The sequence below is a fragment of the Bacillus sp. 220_BSPC genome, from assembly GCF_001054655.1.
Lineage (GTDB): Bacteria > Bacillota > Bacilli > Bacillales > DSM-1321 > Peribacillus > Peribacillus frigoritolerans.
The window spans coordinates 1-18554 of the sequence record NZ_JVPL01000054.1 but is presented as its reverse complement, the minus strand read 5'-3'; the positions used below and the strand labels follow the sequence as shown (position 1 = coordinate 18554).

Here is an 18554-nt window from a genome sequence, read left to right as displayed (position 1 = left end):
CTATACATACACTCAATAGCTTACTAACTATTTTATATTGATAGAAACATTGTTTTCTAGTTTAGGAGATGAAATTTTGTGGAAGGCTTTCTCTTTGCGCTACTCCCTGCATTGACATGGGGCAGCTTAGTGCTTGTTTCCGAAAAACTCGGAGGCAACTCTTATAATCAAACACTTGGCATTACAATCGGTTCATTACTGTTCGCCATCATGATGACTTTCATCAATCCGCCGGAATGGAGCAGTCTAGTATGGATTGTCGGCATCATTTCCGGGATAGGCTGGGCATTCGGGCAGTTATTTCAATTCAATAGCGTCAAGGAAATCGGGGTATCGAAAACCGTTCCAATCTCAACAGGACTGCAAATTCTAGGAAATACACTTTTTGCGGTTATCATTTTCAGGGAATGGAATGACAAGATGACAATCATCATCGGCATTGTTGCAATCATCTGTTTGATTACAGGTGTCTTGCTAACAAGCTATGGCGATGGTGATAACAAAAAAGAAGGAAGCATGAAAAAAGGGGTTTTTTACCTTGCCATTTCTACGGTGGGTTATGTTACATATGTCATCGTCGTCAGATGGAATGAGGTTGACGGATGGTCGGCGATCCTGCCGCAAGCAATTGGCATGTTCCTGGCTGCCTTGCTCCTTTCCATTAAACATAAACCATTTAATAAGTATGCCGGACGAAATATCCTTACCGGAATGATGTGGGCTGTCGGTAATATCGGTCTCCTGCTCGCTAATCCTAAAGTGGGCGTGGCCATCGCATTCTCATTTTCCCAAATGGGAATCGTCATTTCCACTTTAGGCGGCATCTTTCTTTTAGGAGAGAAAAAATCCCAAAAGCAAATGGCCTTTGTCATCATCGGGTGTGTACTCGTAATTGCTGGTGGAATCATGATTGGCTTTACAAAAGAATAGTCAAAGGAGAGCTGAATGATGTATGAAGATTTAGAGAAAAAAGTGGTCGTGATCACTGGCGCGGCAAAAGGATTAGGAAAAGCCATGGCCGAAAGGTTCGGTAAAGAAAAAGCACATGTCGTATTAAATTATCACACTGAAAATGGCGGCCATAAGGAAATCATCAAAACGATTGAAGCAGCAGGCGGGAAAGCCGCAGCCATTCAAGGTGACGTTTCAAAGGAAGCGGATGTGAAGAAATTGCTTTCTTTCGCTGTGGACACCTTTGGTACAATCGACATCATGATCAACAATGCTGGTATTGAAAATGAAGTGCCCAGCGAAAAATTGACTCTTGAAGATTGGCAGAAAGTCATCGATGTAAATTTAACGGGGATGTTCCTGGCAAGCAGGGAAGCAATCAGTTATATGCTCGATCATGGCATTAAGGGCAATATCATTAACATGTCTTCCGTTCATGACCGGATACCTTGGCCTCATTTTGTCCACTATGCAGCTAGTAAGGGCGGAGTCAAGATGATGACAGAAACCCTTGCACTTGAATATGCTCCTAAAGGGATCCGCATTAATAATATTTCACCTGGTGCAATCGACACACCCATCAATGCCGAAAAATTCAATGACCCGAAAGCTAAACAAGAAGTCATCAACCTGATACCGATGGGATACATCGGAAAACCGGAACAAATTGCCGCTTGTGCCGCTTGGCTCGCTTCCGCTGAATCGAGCTATGTAACGGGAATGACCTTATATGCTGATGGCGGAATGACCAAATATCCAGGTTTCCAAGCAGGAAAAGGCTGAACTTAACTTGTTAGTTTTAGTAGCGGTTGATATTTAGGAGAAAAGAATTTGAGGGACTAGGATTTTTCCTATGTCCCTCATTCCTTTTTACTCCCATTATATATGACTTTAATGATTCTAATGAAAATGCGAGATATCCCTTATTCCAAATAATTTGATATTTCTTCATTAGCAAAGCGATTTTTTGGATTCTTTAATCCAAGGTGATCACGGAGAGTGTCTCCTTCATAGTCCAAACGGAACAAACCCCTCTCCTGTAAAATGGGAACAACCTTCTCGACGAAATCCTCTAAGTCGCCTGGTAACAATGGAAATTGAAGCATAAAGCCATCAGCAGCTTTTTCAGTAAACCATACCTCCATTTCATCAGCTACTTGAGTTGGTGTACCGACAAATCTATCTCGTCTGGCAGGACTGAAAAATCTCGCATATAATTCACCCACTTTTATGTCTTCTTCACCAATAATTTTCTTCATTTCATTAAAGTTACTTTGTATGCTATTTACTAATGGAAATTCGACATCCTTCGCTGGTGTATCTAAAGAATATTTTGAAAAATCCACGTTGCCCATATAACCAGAAACGAATTTCAAACTCTCATAAGGGTCGACGAGACTTTGGAGTTTATTGTATTTTTGAATGGCTATTTCCTCGGTTTCTCCGATAATAGGGGAAATGCCGTGAAGGATGTGAAGCTCTTCCACGCTTCTTCCAAAGGCCATTAAAGACGATTTTAATTCTTGATAATATCGTTTGGATTCTTCAATGTTATCCCAATGTGTGAAAACGACTTCGGCTGTTCGAGCGGCTAATCGCTGCCCTGGTATAGACGCACCCGCTTGAATGATAACCGGCTGCCCCTGCGCCGAACGTGCAATATTCAACGGACCTTTTACCGAAAAATAGTTGCCTTTATACCGAAGCTCATGCACTTTATCAGGATCAAAAAATTGTCCCGTTTCTTTGTTATGCACAAACGCATCATCTTCCCACGAATCCCATAATCCTTGGACAACGTCGATGAACTCCTCCGCTCGTTCATAACGATGATCGTGTGCCAAATGTTTATCACGACTGAAATTCAAGGCCGTCTCTCCGGTCGCATCAGCTGTAGTAACAACATTCCATCCCACCCGTCCGCCGCTTATATGGTCAACAGAAGCAAATTGGCGAGCGAGTACATATGGTTCACTATACGTTGTAGAAGCTGTCGCCCCAATGCCGATTTTTTCTGTCGCTGAAGCTAATGCTGTAATTAGTACAATCGGATCAAATCGATTAAGTATTTGAGGATGCGATTCATGATTAATGGCCAAACTATCTGCCACAAAGGCAAGGTCAAATTTCCCTTTTTCTGCAATTTTCGAGAGTCTTTGCAAAGCTTTCACATCAATACTTGCATTCGGATTTGATGTCGGATGCCGCCACGACGCAACATGCATACCTGTTCCAATCAGATAAGCAGCTAACTTCATCTGTCTGTCTTGAGCCATTCTAATCTCTCCTTCCTTATTTATTAGAATAAATCTCCTTATAACTGCTCAATTCTTTCAAGGTAATGAATGTTGGAATATAGTTTCCATTGTAAGTTTCTTCAATAAATTTAGCGGTTTTCTCTGATTGATAGAGATCAACTAATTTTCGGTAAATTTCATTGTCTTGATCTTCACTCCTAGCCGCTATGATATTAATATAAGGCTTTGCAGTACTGCTTTCATAAATAAGAGCATCTATTAAATTTAGTCCCGCTTCTACCGCAACCCCATTATTAATCACTGAACCAGCTGTATCTTCCATCACACGCGGGGCACTGGCACCATCGACAGGAACAATTTTGATTTTCTTCGGATTTTCCTTTATTTTGTCCTGTCCGCCATTCCCGTCAAAGTCATCCACAACCTTTAAGAGTTTTGCTTCTTGTAATAGCAATAAAGCTCTTCCCCAGTTAGCTTGGTCATTGGGCACAGCAATTTGTGCACCATTTGGGATCTCTTCCACCGATTTATATTTGCTTGAATACAAACCGAGAGGAGCAATAATCGTAGTCCCAATTGGAACGATGTCTGTATTATTGTTCGCATTAAATGAATCTAAATAGGCAACATGTTGAAAGGCGTTGATATCAATATCCCCTTCTGCCAGCGCTTCGTTCGGATCATATGCCGAAGAGAAATTAACAAGTTCAATTTCCACCCCTTCTTTTTCAGCCTGTTCCTTTAAAAATTCCCATGTTCGAAGTTCAGAATTTCTAATCCCTACCTTCACTTTCTGTTTCCCTCCTGCATTCGTTGAATCACTTGAGCAACCTGCCAATAACACCCCCAAGATAAGCAGTATAGGTAAAATATATTTTTTCATCATTCATTCCACTCTCCCTTTGTACACTACCGCCACTACACTCTTCTAATTTTCCGTTCGAATAAATTTCCTAAACTTTGTACTCCCTGAACAACAATTACTAGAATTACAACGGTGACGAATATCGTAATAGTGCTAAAGCGTTGATAGCCATATGTTATCGCTACATCTCCAAGTCCACCGCCACCTATAGCTCCTGCCATGGCTGTAGCGCCCACTAAACCAATTGTTGCAGTTGTTATACTTAGAATTAATGACGCAAAAGCCTCAGGCATTAAAAACCTGAAAATAATTTGTAACGGCGTTGCTCCCATGGCTTTCGCAGCTTCAATAATGCCTTCATCCACTTCCATTAGCGAATTCTCCACAAGTCTTGAGATATATGGGCCAATATGAAGCACGAGTGGCACAATTGCTGCTGTTGTACCAATCGACGTACCAACCATTAGTCTTGTAAATGGAATAATCGCCACAAGTAAGATAATAAACGGAATTGATCGGAAAATATTTACAATCGGATTCACGATAGAAAAAATAAATCTATTTTCATAAATATGACCTTTTCTAGTTACAACCAATAAAATGCCTAAGAATATTCCAATGATGCTTCCAAAAAAAAGTGAAATACTAACCATGTACAGAGTTTCCCACAAGGCGTTTAAAATGAGCTCTTTGCTTACTTCCATCCTTCGTAACCTCCTTCACTTTGACATTTTGATTCTTTATAAACTGTAATGCCCGATCAATTTCATCTTCATTTCCTATTATTTCAACAATTAAATTACCAAATGGGATGCCTTGTAACTCAGTAATATTGCCGAACAAAACGTTTATTTCCACACTAAACCTCTTCGCTGTTTTTGAAACGATAGGCTGCCCAGAGCTCAATCCCAAAAAATCAATTTTAAAAATTCGACTGAAATAGGCATCCTCATTGAGCAATCCATATACACTTGATGGCACTTCATCACGAACAACCGATCGAATGAAGTTACGTGTTGTTTCTGTTCGTGGACGGGCAAAAATATCGATTACATTTCCTGATTCAATCACGCTCCCATCCTCCATCACTGCAACCCGATTACAAATTTCTTTAATCACTTCCATTTCGTGCGTGATAATTAGAATGGTAATTTTATATTCTTCATTAATCCGTTTCAACAGATTCAGGATTGATTTTGTTGTTTGTGGATCCAATGCCGATGTTGCTTCATCGCATAATAAAATCGAAGGGTTTGTAGCCAAAGCACGGGCAATCCCGACACGCTGCTTTTGTCCACCTGAAAGTTGATTTGGATAGTTCATTGCTTTGTTTTCTAGACCAACAAAGCGGAGAATCTCATTAACTCGTTCTTCAATCTCTTTTTTCTTTTTTTTACTTAACAATAATGGCATCGCCACATTATCAAAGACTGTTTTGGAATTAAGTAAATTAAAATGCTGAAATATCATGCCAATATTTTTCTTAGCTTCACGCAAATCTTTTTCAGACATCTTGGCAAGGTCTTTTCCTTCTACAATCACTTCGCCTGAAGTAGGATATTCAAGTAGATTCACAGTTCGGATGAGTGTACTTTTTCCGGCTCCACTAAAACCGATAACCCCGAATATATCCCCTTTTTCAACGGTTATATTAATCTCCTTTAACGCTTCAATTTTCTTCTCCCCGCCATCAAAAACTTTTGAAACCCGACGAAATTCTATCAAAGTGGCCACCTCCTCTTATTAACTAGCTTGGTATAGACACCCCTTAAAACGCGGGCACGACGGCTCCTTCATATTGATCAAAAATAAATTCTTTGACCTTTTCCGTCGTTAATGCATTCGCAAGCTTTTGGATCGCTTTATCGTCCTTATTGTCTGGACGAGCAACTAAAATGTTTACATAAGGTGAGTCCTTCCCTTCAATTATCAATGCATCATCGAGAGGTTTTAACCGTCCTTCCAGAGCATAGTTTGTGTTAATGGCCGATGCTTCCACATCATCTAGCGAGTGAACTAAAAGAGGGGAATCGACTGGAATGAATTCTATTTTTTTATCATTTTTTGTAATGTCCTCAATCGTATAATCCCCTGACTTGGAAGCATCCAACTCAATGATATTATTTGCCGCAAAAAGCTGTAACGACCGCGAAAAGTTTACTGGATCTTTCGGTACGGCTACTTTCGCTCCGTCTGACAATTCACCTATAGACTTAATTTTTTTGGAATAGACACCAAATGGTTCAATATGTACACCCTTCACATTAACCAAATTCAAACCACTATCTTTATTTACTTGCTCTAAGTAAGGGGTATGTTGGAAGAAGTTTGCATCCAATTCTTTGTCTGCTGTTTGTTGATTCGTTTGAATACCATCCGTAGAAATCACTACATCCAGTTTCACGCCTTGTTTTTCTAAATCCGGTGCGATAAACTCTAAAATTTCTGCATGTGGTATTGAGGCTGCACCAATTTTCAAAGTCACTTCCTCATCCTTGTCTCCTTTACTCCCCGATGATGTTTGCTCATTATTTCCACAAGCTCCTAATACCAGCAATACTACTGTTAAAACCGTAACGGACAGCCATTTAATTTTCTTCAATGTTTCTCGCTCCTTTTTTATCCTTTTATATTGGAATAACAAACATTAATCAGCTGCTTCATGCCCTCTGGATCTTTTCTTTTCCTTCTATATGTTAGTCTCTTCCCCTAAGAGAAGCGGACTCAACAACTGAAAGGATTGGACCCGTTCTGCTTCTCTTCGAAGCGGTGTATGCAAAATAAATTCATCCACTTGAAAAACTTTCTGAAGTTCCTTTAAAATCCCGTTAACATATCCTGGAGTTCCAGCAATAACACTTGCGGTCTGCTCTTCTATTTCGTAAGCTTCACCAGCCTGCTTCTCAAATGACTCAGCCTGCTCACGTGATTGAACTGTCAGCGTCCGGCCACTTTGTAGATGAACTTTAAATAGTTTGTGTTCGCTTGCCAGCTCCTCTGCTTTTTGTTGGGTAGGAGCTGCCACAACCGCTACTGATACGATAAAGCGCCCTTCTGGGTACTTGCTTCGGTAAGCAGAAGACGCTTCATACAGCTTGGTATCATCACTATTAATAAATCTGGCGAATACAAAATCCATTCCGAGGTTAGCGGCTAGTTGAGCGCTGTCTGAACTTGCACCAAGCAGAAAGGTTTCTGGCTTTTCAGGCGGTATCGGTGTTGCTTGAATACCAGAGAGCAAGTGAACATCATCGATTGAATTTTCAATTATCTTTTGTAATAAGGATGCACGTTCCCCAAAATCTTTTCCATCATTCAGAGTTCCAAATTGTAACGCCTTTGTTGATAAAGGAAATCCACCTGGTGCTTTACCAATGCCAAGATCTACCCTGCCCGGGGCAAGAGTGGATAAAACATGAAAATTTTCAGCGACTTTATAAGGGCTGTAGTGTTGAAGCATGACACCTCCCGAACCTACACGAATGGATGTGGTTTTCGATACTAAATAAGAAATTAATACTTCCGGTGAAGATCCAGCAACTTGTTCCATATGATGATGTTCCGATACCCAAAAACGGGTATATCCCCATTCTTCAGCTTTTTGAGCTAGGTTTACGGTTTGCTTAAGTGCATCAACTGCCGAACTCCCAGGAAAAATGGGGCTTTGATCTAATATTCCAAGCTTAAAACTCATATGACTTTCTCTCCAATCATTAATACCGAGTTAACAAATTGAATTAGTTGTTTTAATGTAATTGAAATTCATCCTAACATTGTGAACAAGCACTTGACAACACCTTATTTGATAGAAAAATTTATTTAATTCATAAAAAAATTCTATCAATTACTTATGAATTTGGAATGCCTTTGCCTAATAATTAACCACGCTCTCGCCTATCATGGTTTGAGATTTATTCTTCTTACCGCTATCAGAATAGGATTAATCAATGAGAGGAAGAGAAATGGAGAGAGGAGTCTATGAAAAGCTGGAATAAAAAAATGAAGAGTGGCTATGTGTGGAAGCTAAAATGGGGGGAATGTTCGCATCATGAATATGCTTGAAATCAAATTTGACCGAAACCTTAGGAATTACAACAACAAAGGTGCTAGGCACGAAAATGTGTCTGGCACCTTTGTCATGTATGTTCACCACTTATCATGGTTATATAATAAATCCTTGGCACTTTCATATAAAAAATGAGCGGCCTTAATAATGGCTTTTTCATCAACAGTAAAAGCTGGATGATGCCAGTCTTCGTTTCCGTTTGTACCAAAAAAGGCAAAGGTACCGGGGATATGTTGAAGGTAATAAGCGAAATCTTCACCACCCATTGAAGGTTCTGGATTGATTACATGCAATGATTGCTGCCGAGCAGACCTGCGTGCCATCTCTGTGACTGCCGGATGATTAAGAAGCGCGGGCGGTCCAGGAAACCAACCAATCTCAGCTTCCTGTGAAAAAGCAGCAGCAATATGATTCACAATCGAATAAAACTTTTCTTTTACTTCTTCGCGGATCCCAGAACTAAAGGTTCGGATCGTTCCTTCCAATATGACGTCACCCGGAATTACATTCCACGTGTTTCCACCTGTTACTCTCGTAACACTCACCACGGCACTTTCTAATGGGGATACATTCCGGCTGACGATAGTTTGAAGAGCGGTAATAAGCTGAGCCGCTGCCGCTATTGGATCTTTTCCGTGTTGAGGGATGGCCGCGTGGCTCCCCTTCCCTTGAAGAACAACATGAAAACGGTCTACTGCCGCCATTAACGGACCATCTTTTATCCCAATGGTGCCGACAGGCAAATTGGGTTTATTGTGCAGCCCAATCACAGCCGCTACATCGTCAATTTGACCATCTTTTATCACATGTACCGCTCCGCCACCTAATTCTTCTGCGGGTTGAAAAAGCAATCGCACTGTCCCGCACAACTCTGATTGATATTCTTTCAAAAGGTAGGCAGCACCTATAACAGCTGCCGTATGAAAATCATGGCCGCAAGCATGCATCACCCCTTTTACTTTCGAAGCAAATGGCAGCCCGGTTCGTTCCTCAATCGGAAGTCCATCGATATCCGCCCTTATGGCTACTGTCGGTCCGGGTCTGCCACCCTTTATATCTGCAAAAACACCTGTTTTCAATCCTGTATGACGGATTTCAATGCCCTCTTCCTCGAGCCAATTTTGAATTGATTTTGTCGTTTCAAATTCTTCATTTGATAACTCAGGATATTGATGTAAATGGCGCCGTATCGATATTAAGCGCTTTTCCAGCTCTCGACTCATACAGTCGCCTCCTTCTATAAATCTAAGCGATAGCATTTTACTAAAATATCATGATTTTGAAATTCCTTCGTTCGATCCCGTTTAAAGCCAAACCATTCATATAGTTTAATGGCCTTATGCATCTTATCAGTAGAATGTAGATACAAACTGGACGCACCTTGCGATTTTGCATAATTTACACTAGCCTTTAATAATTCCTGAGCGATACCGCGTCCCCTTGATTCGGGATGAACCGCCAACAACCGAATGATTGGTGAAAAAATCCCAAGTTCCGGCTTTTCATATGCTTTTTCAGATGACTGAAAAAGCTGTAATGTGCCAAGGATATCCTGATTGCACTTTGCAACCAACACCTTATCAACATGTGGATTATCCAACGAGGATTCAATATTTTTTAAATATCCTTCCCAAGCTTCCGGGTTCGAATATTCATGTTCATATTGTTGATAACTTTCTACCAATAAGCGGCGCACCGTCTCTTTATCTGCTTCAATCAATTCATCGACTACGATTGTATTAATCATACGTCCTCCCTTGGCCCCCTTCCTTTAATTCGCCCTTTCTTCTAAAAACGATACGGAAAAATCTCTTGATATCCGATTTAAAAATTGTCGTGTTCGCTCTTCCTTTGGAGCATTGAAAATCTCCAATGGTGACCCTTCTTCTACAATCACCCCGCCATCCATGAAAAGAACACGATCCGAAATCTCTTTAGCAAAACTCATTTCATGGGTTACAATCACCATCGTGATGCCTTCCTGTGCAATTGCTTTAATGACAGAAAGCACCTCCCCAACCAACTCAGGATCGAGTGCCGACGTTGGCTCGTCAAATAGAATGACCTCCGGATTTAAAGCAAGTGCCCTGGCAATTCCAACACGTTGCTGTTGACCTCCTGACAATTGCGAAGGGAAATGGTCATGCTTATCTCCCAAACCTACTTTTTCCAATAACAGCTCACTTTCCCGTTTCGCCTCAGCTTTCTTAAATTTTTTTGTAACAATTAACCCTTCCATTACATTTTCCAAAACAGTTTTATGAGCAAATAAGTTATAATGCTGAAAAACCATTGCCGATTGTCTCCTAAGGGATAAGATTTCCCTTTTGGTCGCCTTCTTGGACTTCACCTGTATATTTCCCACTTGAACGATACCCTCTTCTGGTTTCTCCAGAAAATTCAAGCACCTAAGTAGGGTCGTTTTCCCAGATCCACTTGGTCCTAGAATGGTAACTACTTCTCCCTTGCCTATTTTCAAATTAATCCCTTTTAAAACAGGCTGCTGGTTAAATGATTTTTTTATATCTTTTAAATAAATCATTGTATTCCTCCTCGATTATAGGCAGTGGCCTTTTTCTCAATTAAAAACGAAAGCCCCTCTGCAATGATTGTGAGACCCCAATAAATTAAACCAGCAGCGATAAAAGACTCCAAAAATTTCAAATTGGTGGATGCAACAATATTGGCTGCTCCTGTCATTTCTTTTTGGGATACAATGAAAGCAATGGATGACGTATGCAGAAATCCAATGAAAATATTCGTGAAATTCGGGATGGACTGAGCAATGGCCTGTGGCAAAACAATTCGCGTCATGGCTTGAAACGAATTCATCCCCACGGAATAGGCTGCCTCCATTTGGCCATTGGGGACACTGATAATTCCCGATCTGAATATTTCTGATAAATAAGCACCCGCACTCAACGATAAAGCGGTTAAGACAAATAAAATGATCGGAATGGAATTAGATTGTATACCCAAATCAAATTTCTTAGAGATTTGATCGATTAATAATGGAAAACCGAAATAAATGAGCATTATGTGCATGATAATCGGTGTTCCTCTAAAGAAGGAGACATAGCCATTTGCAATTCTACTTAGAAATTTCACTTTATAAATCCTAATCAAGGCAACAGCGAGACCGATAATAAAACCTGCAAGAAGAGGAAGAATCGTTAAGATAAGTGTGATCGGAAGTGCTCTAATAATCTCCTTAAAAGCAGTCCAAATGAATAATATATCAATCGTCAAGTCCTTCCCTCCTCCCTTTGTTATCCAGTAACAGACACATCAACAGATTGATGCCGATTAATGCGATTTTCATAAAGTCTGAATATCTTCTCGAACAATAGCACGACTGCATAATAGATGACAGCTAATGAGAGATAGACTTCGAGAGCGTGTGCAGTTGCAGCAATTAATGTCTCTCCCCTGCCCATCATATCCATTACGCCGATGGTAAAGGCAAGTGAGGTATCCTTCAAGGATCCAATAATTGAGTTTGCGATATTCGGGAAAGCAATCCGTATGGCCTGAGGAAGCACAATTCGAAAAAAACTTTGACTATTATTCATACCAACAGAATAGGCTGCTTCCGTTTGCCCATAATCTACAGCCTTAATCGCTCCTCGGAATATTTCTGCGAAATGCGCCCCATTACTTAATGCATAAGTAATAATGACGAAATACAGAGCATCCATTCTTGAAATATCAATATTAATGAATAAAAGAATTGCAGGCAGTCCATAAAAAACTAGAAATAATTGTATTAAAATAGGCGTTCCTCGAATGAATGAAATATACAAAATGACTAGTTGATTCAATACTGGGATACGAAATAATCTCAGGATGGCTGACGCTATCCCGATTACCATTCCTAATAAAACGGATGCTGCCAGAATTTGCAATGTTACTCCAAGGTAATATATTAACGTCGGAATGAAATCGACGATTAATGAAGGATCAAATGCTTTCCCCATGCTTTAGCACCTCCGCGCTTGCTACTATCTAATTAAAATCCTACTGAATAGTCTGCGCCAAGCCACTTTTTACTTAGTTCGCTAACTACCCCATCTTCTTTAAGCTCCACAAGTGCTTCATCAATTCTCTTCTGTAATGGCGTTTCGTCTTTTCTTAGCAAAAAGTATACTTTTGAATTAAGAAGTGGCTCACCCACAACCTTTTGCTGTGCATCTGCTTGTTTATTTAAGAAGTCGACGGCAAATGGTGTAGTAATGGTAGCATCCGCCCGACCAGTTTTGATTTGATTCTTCGTATCATCTACGCCTTGACCAGAATAGACAATTTCAATACCGGCATTATTTTCTTTATTATACTTTTCAAGAAAAACAGCAGAATTGCTCGTTGCACTCACTATCGCTTTTTTTCCTTTTAGATCTTTAATGGAGTGAATATCATTGTTGTCCTGATGAACTGTAACTTGAAGGGGAAAGACATTATATGGTTCTTTATTAAATAGAAATTTTTCTTTTCGTTCATCATTCACCTCCATTTGGTGCGCAACAAAATCTATTTTGTTCGTTTCTAAACTTAATAATAGATTAGAAAATTCCATCGTTTTAAATTCAAATTCATATTCAGGCAGCTTTTCATCGATTTGACGAACCAACTCGACATCATACCCTGTCAGCTTACCATTACTATCCAAAAAGCAAATATTAGGGAATTGCGTCCCAGTTCCGACAATGATTTTCCGTACTTTTTTATCCTTTGAATCTCCAGAACTGGATTTTGCTGTACTCGTTGTTTCATTCGAAGAGCAAGCTCCCAAAAAGGTAAGTAGCAGTGCCATAACAAGTAATAATGTTTTTTTCATCTCAATTCCCCCGAACATTTTTAATTACTAACAATTGGTTCTTTATTTTCAATAATGCGATACAGCGTTTCATCTAGAATTTTACGAAGATACACAATTTTTTCTCCATCGTGATCTCGTTCAGCAAAAATCTCATAGCCCCTTCTTTCAAATGGAACCAAGCCAAGGATGACGTTCAGCTGTCGCCAAATAGACGGCCGGCGCTTTCACCTGTTTCCGAAGTATGTTTTCTTCCACCCAGGTTAACAAAGTCGAGCCAAAACCTTTTTGTTTGTATAGGGGGTCGACTGCAAACCACCAAATGAATGGGTACGGACTGAACTGATCAGGATCATTCCATGGATGACGAACTGTCACAGTGGAAACAATTTGGCCCTCTTGTTCTAAAACATAAGTGAGATTCCGCCGAATATTATTCGTCACTAGCTGCAAATCAGCAGTCGCAGCGAGAAAGTTAATATTCAATTCCCTGATTGGTTCATAAGCCCGAAGTGTAACGTTTAGCACTTCGGGAGCATCCTTTACAGTGGCAAGACGGATTAGCTGTGTCATGATTAACTCCCCTTTTCTATAACATATTAATTACACAAGAATAGTCGGATTTATTTATGCAATCTTTCCTTAATTCAATCAGTCATTCTTTTAGACTCAGTTTTAATCGCGTGATTTTTTGTTATTGTACACGTTTAAGTACTTTTTCAAGATTAGGAATTCCAATTTCCGTAACGCTCTCATATACGCTACCTCGCCCAATTTCAATAATGGGCACATACCGAACACCATATTTGATTTCTAGAATATCTCGTCGATCATCATGATTGGTAACATCCACCGTTTGATAAGCGATCTCCTTTTCTTTTAAGTATTGTTTAACCTCTTCGCAATAGTGACATCCTTGTTTTGACCAAACGACGACAGATAACGCTTCTCCCAATTCTTATTCCTCCTTCAATTTTTAAATTGATTCTTCAATCATTGATTAATGCTTTCTTTCGCATAACGATTTTCCGGGAATGGAAGCCCCAAGTTGCCTCTTAATGTTTCTGCTTCATATTCAGTACGATATATTCCCCTTTTTTGAAGGATAGGGATCACATAGTCTACAAAGTCACTTAAAGCATTTGGAACACTTGAAGAAAAGATAAATCCGTCCGCACCCTTCTCGTCAAACCATTGCTGAATCAGATGCGCCACTTTCTCGGGAGTTCCAATAAAAGAAGTCCGGGGTGTTGTCTCCTTAAGTGCTACTTGACGGAGCGTTAACTGTTTCTCCTTCGCTTCCTGTTTGATTCGGTCAGTCGTACTTCGGAAACTGTTTTTTCCGATGTCTCCGAGATCTGGGAAAGGTGCATCCAGTTCATATTGGGAAAAATCATGATGATCGAAGTATCGTCCCAAATAGTCAAGCGCCTTATCTATAGAAACCAGGTTAGCGAGTTCTTGATATTTGTGCTCCGCTTCTTCCTCAGTTGCACCAATGATTGGCGCGATACCTGGCAGAATAACAATTTCATCAGGATTTCTCCCGAATGCAATAGCCCTGTTTTTTACATCTTGATAAAATATCTTGGCATCTTCCAATGTTGGTTGACCTGTAAAGATTGCATCCGCTTCTTTAGCCGCAAAATTTTTGCCAGCTTCTGATGAACCAGCTTGAAAAACGACAGGTCTCCCCTGTTTTGATCTGGCAATGTTGAGTGGTCCTTGCACGGAGAAAAATTCTCCTTTATGCTTTAATTGATGCATTTTAGAAGGATCAAAAAACTCACCGGTCTCTTTATCCCGAGTAAACGCGTCATCCTCCCATGAATCCCAAAGTCCCTTGGTGACTTGTATATATTCTGATGCTATCCGATAGCGTTTGGCATGATCAGGGTGTTCTTCAATCGTTTTGTTATAGTTCAAGGCCGTACTCTCAAGAGGGGTAGTAACAAGGTTCCATCCGCCACGACCTTGACTAATGTGATCAAGTGAAGCAAATTGCCGAGCTACAGTAAATGGCTCACTGTATGAGGTGGAAACTGTACCGACAAGCCCTATTCTTGATGTGAAAGCAGCGAGTGCGGATAAAATGGTAAGTGGTTCAAATCGATTTAAGAAATGCGGTATTGACTTCTCATTGATAAACAATCCGTCAGCAATGAAAAGTAAATCGAACTTTCCCTCTTCAGCCTTCTGGGCCTGCTCCTTATAAAATTCAAGACTAACACTGGCATCTGCTTGAATGTCTGGATGTCTCCAACCGGATATACTCCCTCCAACTCCATGAATAAGCGCTCCAAATTTCAACTTTCTCTGTTCAGACATCGATACTCCTCCTTTAATTAGTCGGTTTTCAACTTTGCTGACATCCCACATCTCCCCTAATTGCTGATGCCTTTTTAATTTTGGCTCGTAACGTGTTTCTCTTCAGATAAGGCTAATTGAAGTGGACTCAACAATCGAAAAGATCTGAACCTTTCTGTTTCCTTTAAAATTGGCGAATGTAGGATAAACTCATCTACTCCGTGCTTTTCATGTAAATTTGCTAAGACTTCTTTTACATAAGAAGGAGTTCCAGCAATAATATCGGAATCCTGTTCTTCTATTTCGTAAGGCTCCCCAGACTGCTTCCCGAATATCTCTGCTTGCGCTAAGGTTTGGACCGTGACAGAACGACCGCTTTTGAGATGAACTTTCACAATCTTCCGGTCACCTGTTAACTGTTCTGCTTCTTGTTGTGAAGGAGCAGCAATCACTGAAACCGATACCTTAAAGCTACCAGTTGGATAGATACTTTGGTAAATGTGTGCAGCATCTTCAAGTACAGTCTCATTACTGTTGATAAATCGAGCAAATACATAAGCTATCCCAAGTTCGGCTGCTAACCTGGCACTGTCAGTACTTGCACCAAGCAGAAACATCTTAGGCTTTTCGGAAGGTAGCGGTGTCGCTTGAATGCCTGCAAGCGGGTGAGATTCATTAACTGAATTCTCGATTATTTCTTGCAGGAAAGATAACCGCTCTTCGAAATCTTTTCCATCATTCACAGTTCCAAACTGTAGCGCCTTCGTTGATAAGGGGAGCCCACCTGGTGCCTTTCCGATGCCAAGGTCTACCCTGCCTGGCGAAAGATTCGATAATACGTGAAAGTTTTCCGCCACTTTATATGGACTATAATGCTGAAGCATAACACCTCCGGACCCTACCCGAATCGACTTTGTCTGAGCTAATAAATAAGAAATCAAAACTTCCGGGGAAGACCCCGCCAGCTGTTCGGCATGATGATGTTCCGATACCCAGAAACGGGTATACCCCCACTCTTCTGCATGTTTAGCCAGATTAATGGTTTGCTGTAGTGCATCAAATGCTGAAGCTCCTGGAAATATCGGGCTCTGGTCTAAAATGCCAAGCTTATAACTCATATTCTCTCCTCCTTTTTAATTCAAAGTTTACTTATGCGAATAATTATATTTTGACATATCCTATCACCTAAAACATGCTAATGGCAATGGTTTTACTAATAGAAAAAATTATTGTATTGATAGAAAATATCTATCAATTCGATTGTATTGGTAATTGCTGATGTTTTTTCTCAAATTTCCGAATTGATAAAAGAATGTCTTTCCATAATAAAGGGGATTCCACTCCATGATTTAAATGCGTCAGATAGATGTGCTGCTTTATCTTGATTAAATGTGACACATCCACTTCAACCAACGTACCTTGTTCTAACTCTTTTTTAATACATAAGTACGGTAAAAATCCGATACAGCTTCTGCTAAGAATTAGCGACTTCGCCACTTCCAGGTGATCAACCTGAAAATCAATGCGCGGCTCTACATTTGATACTTCAAAAATTTTATGAACGTGGTTCCAGTCAAGCGCACCACACTCAAAAAATACCAACGGCTCCATTGCTAATTCCTGTACTGTTAGCCCAGTTCGAAGTTGAAATGGATGTCCTGGATACACGACTAAACGAATCGAATTATCAAGGGTTTTGTAATTTTGCAGACCACTATGTGTAATATCCTTCATAAAGGCTATATCAACCTGTTTCTGAAGCAATTTTTCCATTAATGCATCATTTGTTGCTGAAATGAATTTAAAGCGTAAATTTGGGTTTTCCTTTTTCCATAGAGGAAGAGCAAATGGAATAAAGTATTGCGATGTAATGATATTAGCCCCTATCGTTATTTCCTCCAGTTCGCTTCCTGTCTTCAACTGCTGTTTCCCCTGGTGAAAGGTACGAATAATTTGATCCGCAAATGGAATGAAGGCTTTCCCTTTTTCGGTTAAAATAATCCCTCTTCCTTGCCTCTCAAATAGTACTGAATCGAGTTCACTCTCAAGCGTCTTAATTCTTGCCGAAACCGTTGGCTGTGATAAAAACATCGCCTCTGCGGCTTTATGAAAACTATTAAGGTGAACAACATACATAAACGCTTCAATATGATCAATATTCATCTTGCCAACTCCTTTTTCCAAAATGAACGCAAAAAGCTCCTGTTCGCTTATCGCGTTCAGGAGCTTTCGGTTGTCCAATCAGCCCATCCACTTATAATGATTCTTTCTCCGATTTTAATCTGATAAATCCAATAAGTAAAGTATAATTTAAACATCACAACAACGAATAGATCACATTTTTTTCCGTTATCTTACAATTTGATTTCAATACTATTTATGCAGATGAAAATTTCAGTATTCTAAGTAAATAAAACGAATAATCCCATTCTCTTACTGCCCGCTTTTCAATCCTAAGTGTGCATCTTTTTTACAAAATAGAAAAGAACGGTCATCCTAATGGATTAATTCCTCAACAACAAATTGATATCAATTAAATCAAGCAAAAGCAAACGTTACCCTTACGCAAACCTTACTTTCACAAGCAATTGAAAAATCTTCCTCTGATCCAACTTTGGCACAAGAAGCCATTAAACAAGCTGCTCAAGAAATTGCCCAAGCCCAATCTTCCGTAAATCAGGTTTACAATACAGTACAAGCTCAGCAAGCGGAATGATTTTGGGGATTATCTCGATTAATTGATTCAAAACAAGAATAAAGAGGCCTATATCCAAATCCAGGAATAGGCCTTTATATAACGAATGTATTTGTTGAATCCAAGCTTTTTCACCCCCACTTATTTAATGGCGGTATGCTTTGCGGGAACTTAAACGCATTGTATGGATCATACCTCGTTTTCACTACTCGAAGCCGTTTGAAATTTTCTCCATAATACGCAGCTGGTCAATCTTTAATGGTGTAACGATACGCCCGGTAAGCTTTGTTCTTTCCAAAAGATAGCCCCTTCCTCGGGCAACATCCTATGAAAAAAGCTGGCAAGAAGACATATTCCTAAGCTTATTGATTCATTCCCCCTGCTGGCCCCCCTTGTTACGGGGTCAAATTAGCTACACTCGTGAGTTTCGCTGTTTTACTCGTGAATTCAACGATTTTACCCGTGAGTTTCGCTGTTTTACTCGTGAATTCAACGTCTTCTCGTGAGTTTTGCTGTTTTACTCGTGAATTCAACGACTTTACTCGCGAATTTCGCTGTTTTACTCGTGAATTCAACGACTTTACTCGTGAGTTTCGCTG

Annotated in this window: 18 protein-coding genes and 2 pseudogenes; 2 read left to right on the top strand and 18 right to left on the bottom strand. The window is 40.1% G+C overall.

Translation table 11 applies throughout. From position 1 onward, the window contains the following. The first annotated feature begins 78 nt into the window (after positions 1-78). Positions 79-930 carry a GRP family sugar transporter gene (locus tag ADA55_RS03405; protein ID WP_048679030.1) on the top strand — a complete coding sequence of 284 codons (852 nt, stop codon included), beginning with the start codon at positions 79-81 and terminating at the stop codon, positions 928-930. A gap of 18 nt (positions 931-948) precedes the next feature. Next, complete coding sequence (locus tag ADA55_RS03400) at positions 949-1734, top strand: glucose-1-dehydrogenase (protein WP_048679027.1); 786 nt, start codon at positions 949-951, stop codon at positions 1732-1734. Between the two features lie 140 nt (positions 1735-1874). Here the strand turns inward: ADA55_RS03400 and ADA55_RS03395 are convergent, their stop codons facing one another. The 18 genes and pseudogenes from ADA55_RS03395 to ADA55_RS30260 form a co-directional block, all read right to left on the bottom strand. Further along, complete coding sequence (locus ADA55_RS03395; RefSeq protein ID WP_048679024.1) at positions 1875-3227, bottom strand: LLM class flavin-dependent oxidoreductase; 1353 nt, start codon at positions 3225-3227, stop codon at positions 1875-1877. Positions 3228-3243: 16 nt separating this feature from the next. After that, the gene (locus ADA55_RS03390) at positions 3244-4092 is read right to left on the bottom strand and encodes a MetQ/NlpA family ABC transporter substrate-binding protein (RefSeq protein WP_176702886.1); all 849 of its coding nucleotides are present in this window, start codon (positions 4090-4092) and stop codon (positions 3244-3246) included. Between the two features lie 35 nt (positions 4093-4127). After that, the gene (locus tag ADA55_RS03385; protein WP_048679018.1) at positions 4128-4778 is read right to left on the bottom strand and encodes a methionine ABC transporter permease; all 651 of its coding nucleotides are present in this window, start codon (positions 4776-4778) and stop codon (positions 4128-4130) included. After that, entirely contained in the window at positions 4720-5799 is a 1080-nt protein-coding gene (locus tag ADA55_RS03380) for a methionine ABC transporter ATP-binding protein (RefSeq protein WP_048679015.1), read from the bottom strand. Before ADA55_RS03380 ends, ADA55_RS03385 begins: the two co-directional genes overlap by 59 nt. A 43-nt stretch (positions 5800-5842) precedes the next feature. Then, complete coding sequence (locus tag ADA55_RS03375) at positions 5843-6676, bottom strand: MetQ/NlpA family ABC transporter substrate-binding protein (protein WP_048679012.1); 834 nt, start codon at positions 6674-6676, stop codon at positions 5843-5845. A gap of 87 nt (positions 6677-6763) precedes the next feature. Next, the gene (locus tag ADA55_RS03370) at positions 6764-7768 is read right to left on the bottom strand and encodes an LLM class flavin-dependent oxidoreductase (protein WP_048679011.1); all 1005 of its coding nucleotides are present in this window, start codon (positions 7766-7768) and stop codon (positions 6764-6766) included. A 452-nt stretch (positions 7769-8220) separates the two neighbouring features. Further along, on the bottom strand, positions 8221-9363 hold the full coding sequence (locus ADA55_RS03365) for an amidohydrolase (RefSeq protein ID WP_053087358.1): 1143 nt from the start codon (positions 9361-9363) through the stop codon (positions 8221-8223). Positions 9364-9377: 14 nt separating this feature from the next. After that, on the bottom strand, positions 9378-9887 hold the full coding sequence (locus tag ADA55_RS03360) for a GNAT family N-acetyltransferase (protein WP_048679003.1): 510 nt from the start codon (positions 9885-9887) through the stop codon (positions 9378-9380). Between the two features lie 24 nt (positions 9888-9911). Next, a complete protein-coding gene (locus ADA55_RS03355) occupies positions 9912-10682 on the bottom strand; it encodes an amino acid ABC transporter ATP-binding protein (protein ID WP_048679000.1) in 771 nt (256 codons plus the stop codon). Next, on the bottom strand, positions 10679-11389 hold the full coding sequence (locus ADA55_RS03350; protein ID WP_048678997.1) for an amino acid ABC transporter permease: 711 nt from the start codon (positions 11387-11389) through the stop codon (positions 10679-10681). The genes ADA55_RS03355 and ADA55_RS03350 overlap by 4 nt, the downstream gene beginning before the upstream one ends. A gap of 20 nt (positions 11390-11409) precedes the next feature. Next, on the bottom strand, positions 11410-12117 hold the full coding sequence (locus ADA55_RS03345; RefSeq protein ID WP_048678994.1) for an amino acid ABC transporter permease: 708 nt from the start codon (positions 12115-12117) through the stop codon (positions 11410-11412). Between the two features lie 32 nt (positions 12118-12149). Further along, positions 12150-12974, bottom strand: coding sequence for a transporter substrate-binding domain-containing protein (locus ADA55_RS03340; protein WP_048678991.1), 825 nt, complete (start codon positions 12972-12974; stop codon positions 12150-12152). A 20-nt stretch (positions 12975-12994) separates the two neighbouring features. Continuing rightward, positions 12995-13526 (bottom strand): annotated as a pseudogene (locus tag ADA55_RS03335) (GNAT family N-acetyltransferase). Between the two features lie 121 nt (positions 13527-13647). Next, entirely contained in the window at positions 13648-13908 is a 261-nt protein-coding gene (locus ADA55_RS03330) for a glutaredoxin family protein (RefSeq protein WP_048678988.1), read from the bottom strand. Positions 13909-13946: 38 nt separating this feature from the next. Continuing rightward, complete coding sequence (locus ADA55_RS03325) at positions 13947-15281, bottom strand: LLM class flavin-dependent oxidoreductase (RefSeq protein ID WP_048678985.1); 1335 nt, start codon at positions 15279-15281, stop codon at positions 13947-13949. A gap of 74 nt (positions 15282-15355) precedes the next feature. Then, complete coding sequence (locus tag ADA55_RS03320) at positions 15356-16378, bottom strand: LLM class flavin-dependent oxidoreductase (protein WP_048678982.1); 1023 nt, start codon at positions 16376-16378, stop codon at positions 15356-15358. Positions 16379-16511: 133 nt separating this feature from the next. Next, positions 16512-17423: a LysR family transcriptional regulator gene (locus ADA55_RS03315; RefSeq protein ID WP_048679107.1), complete on the bottom strand. Its 912-nt coding sequence runs from the start codon at positions 17421-17423 to the stop codon at positions 16512-16514. A 663-nt stretch (positions 17424-18086) separates the two neighbouring features. Then, positions 18087-18203, bottom strand: a pseudogene (locus ADA55_RS30260) (BBE domain-containing protein); the annotation flags it as partial. Positions 18204-18554 lie beyond the last annotated feature (351 nt).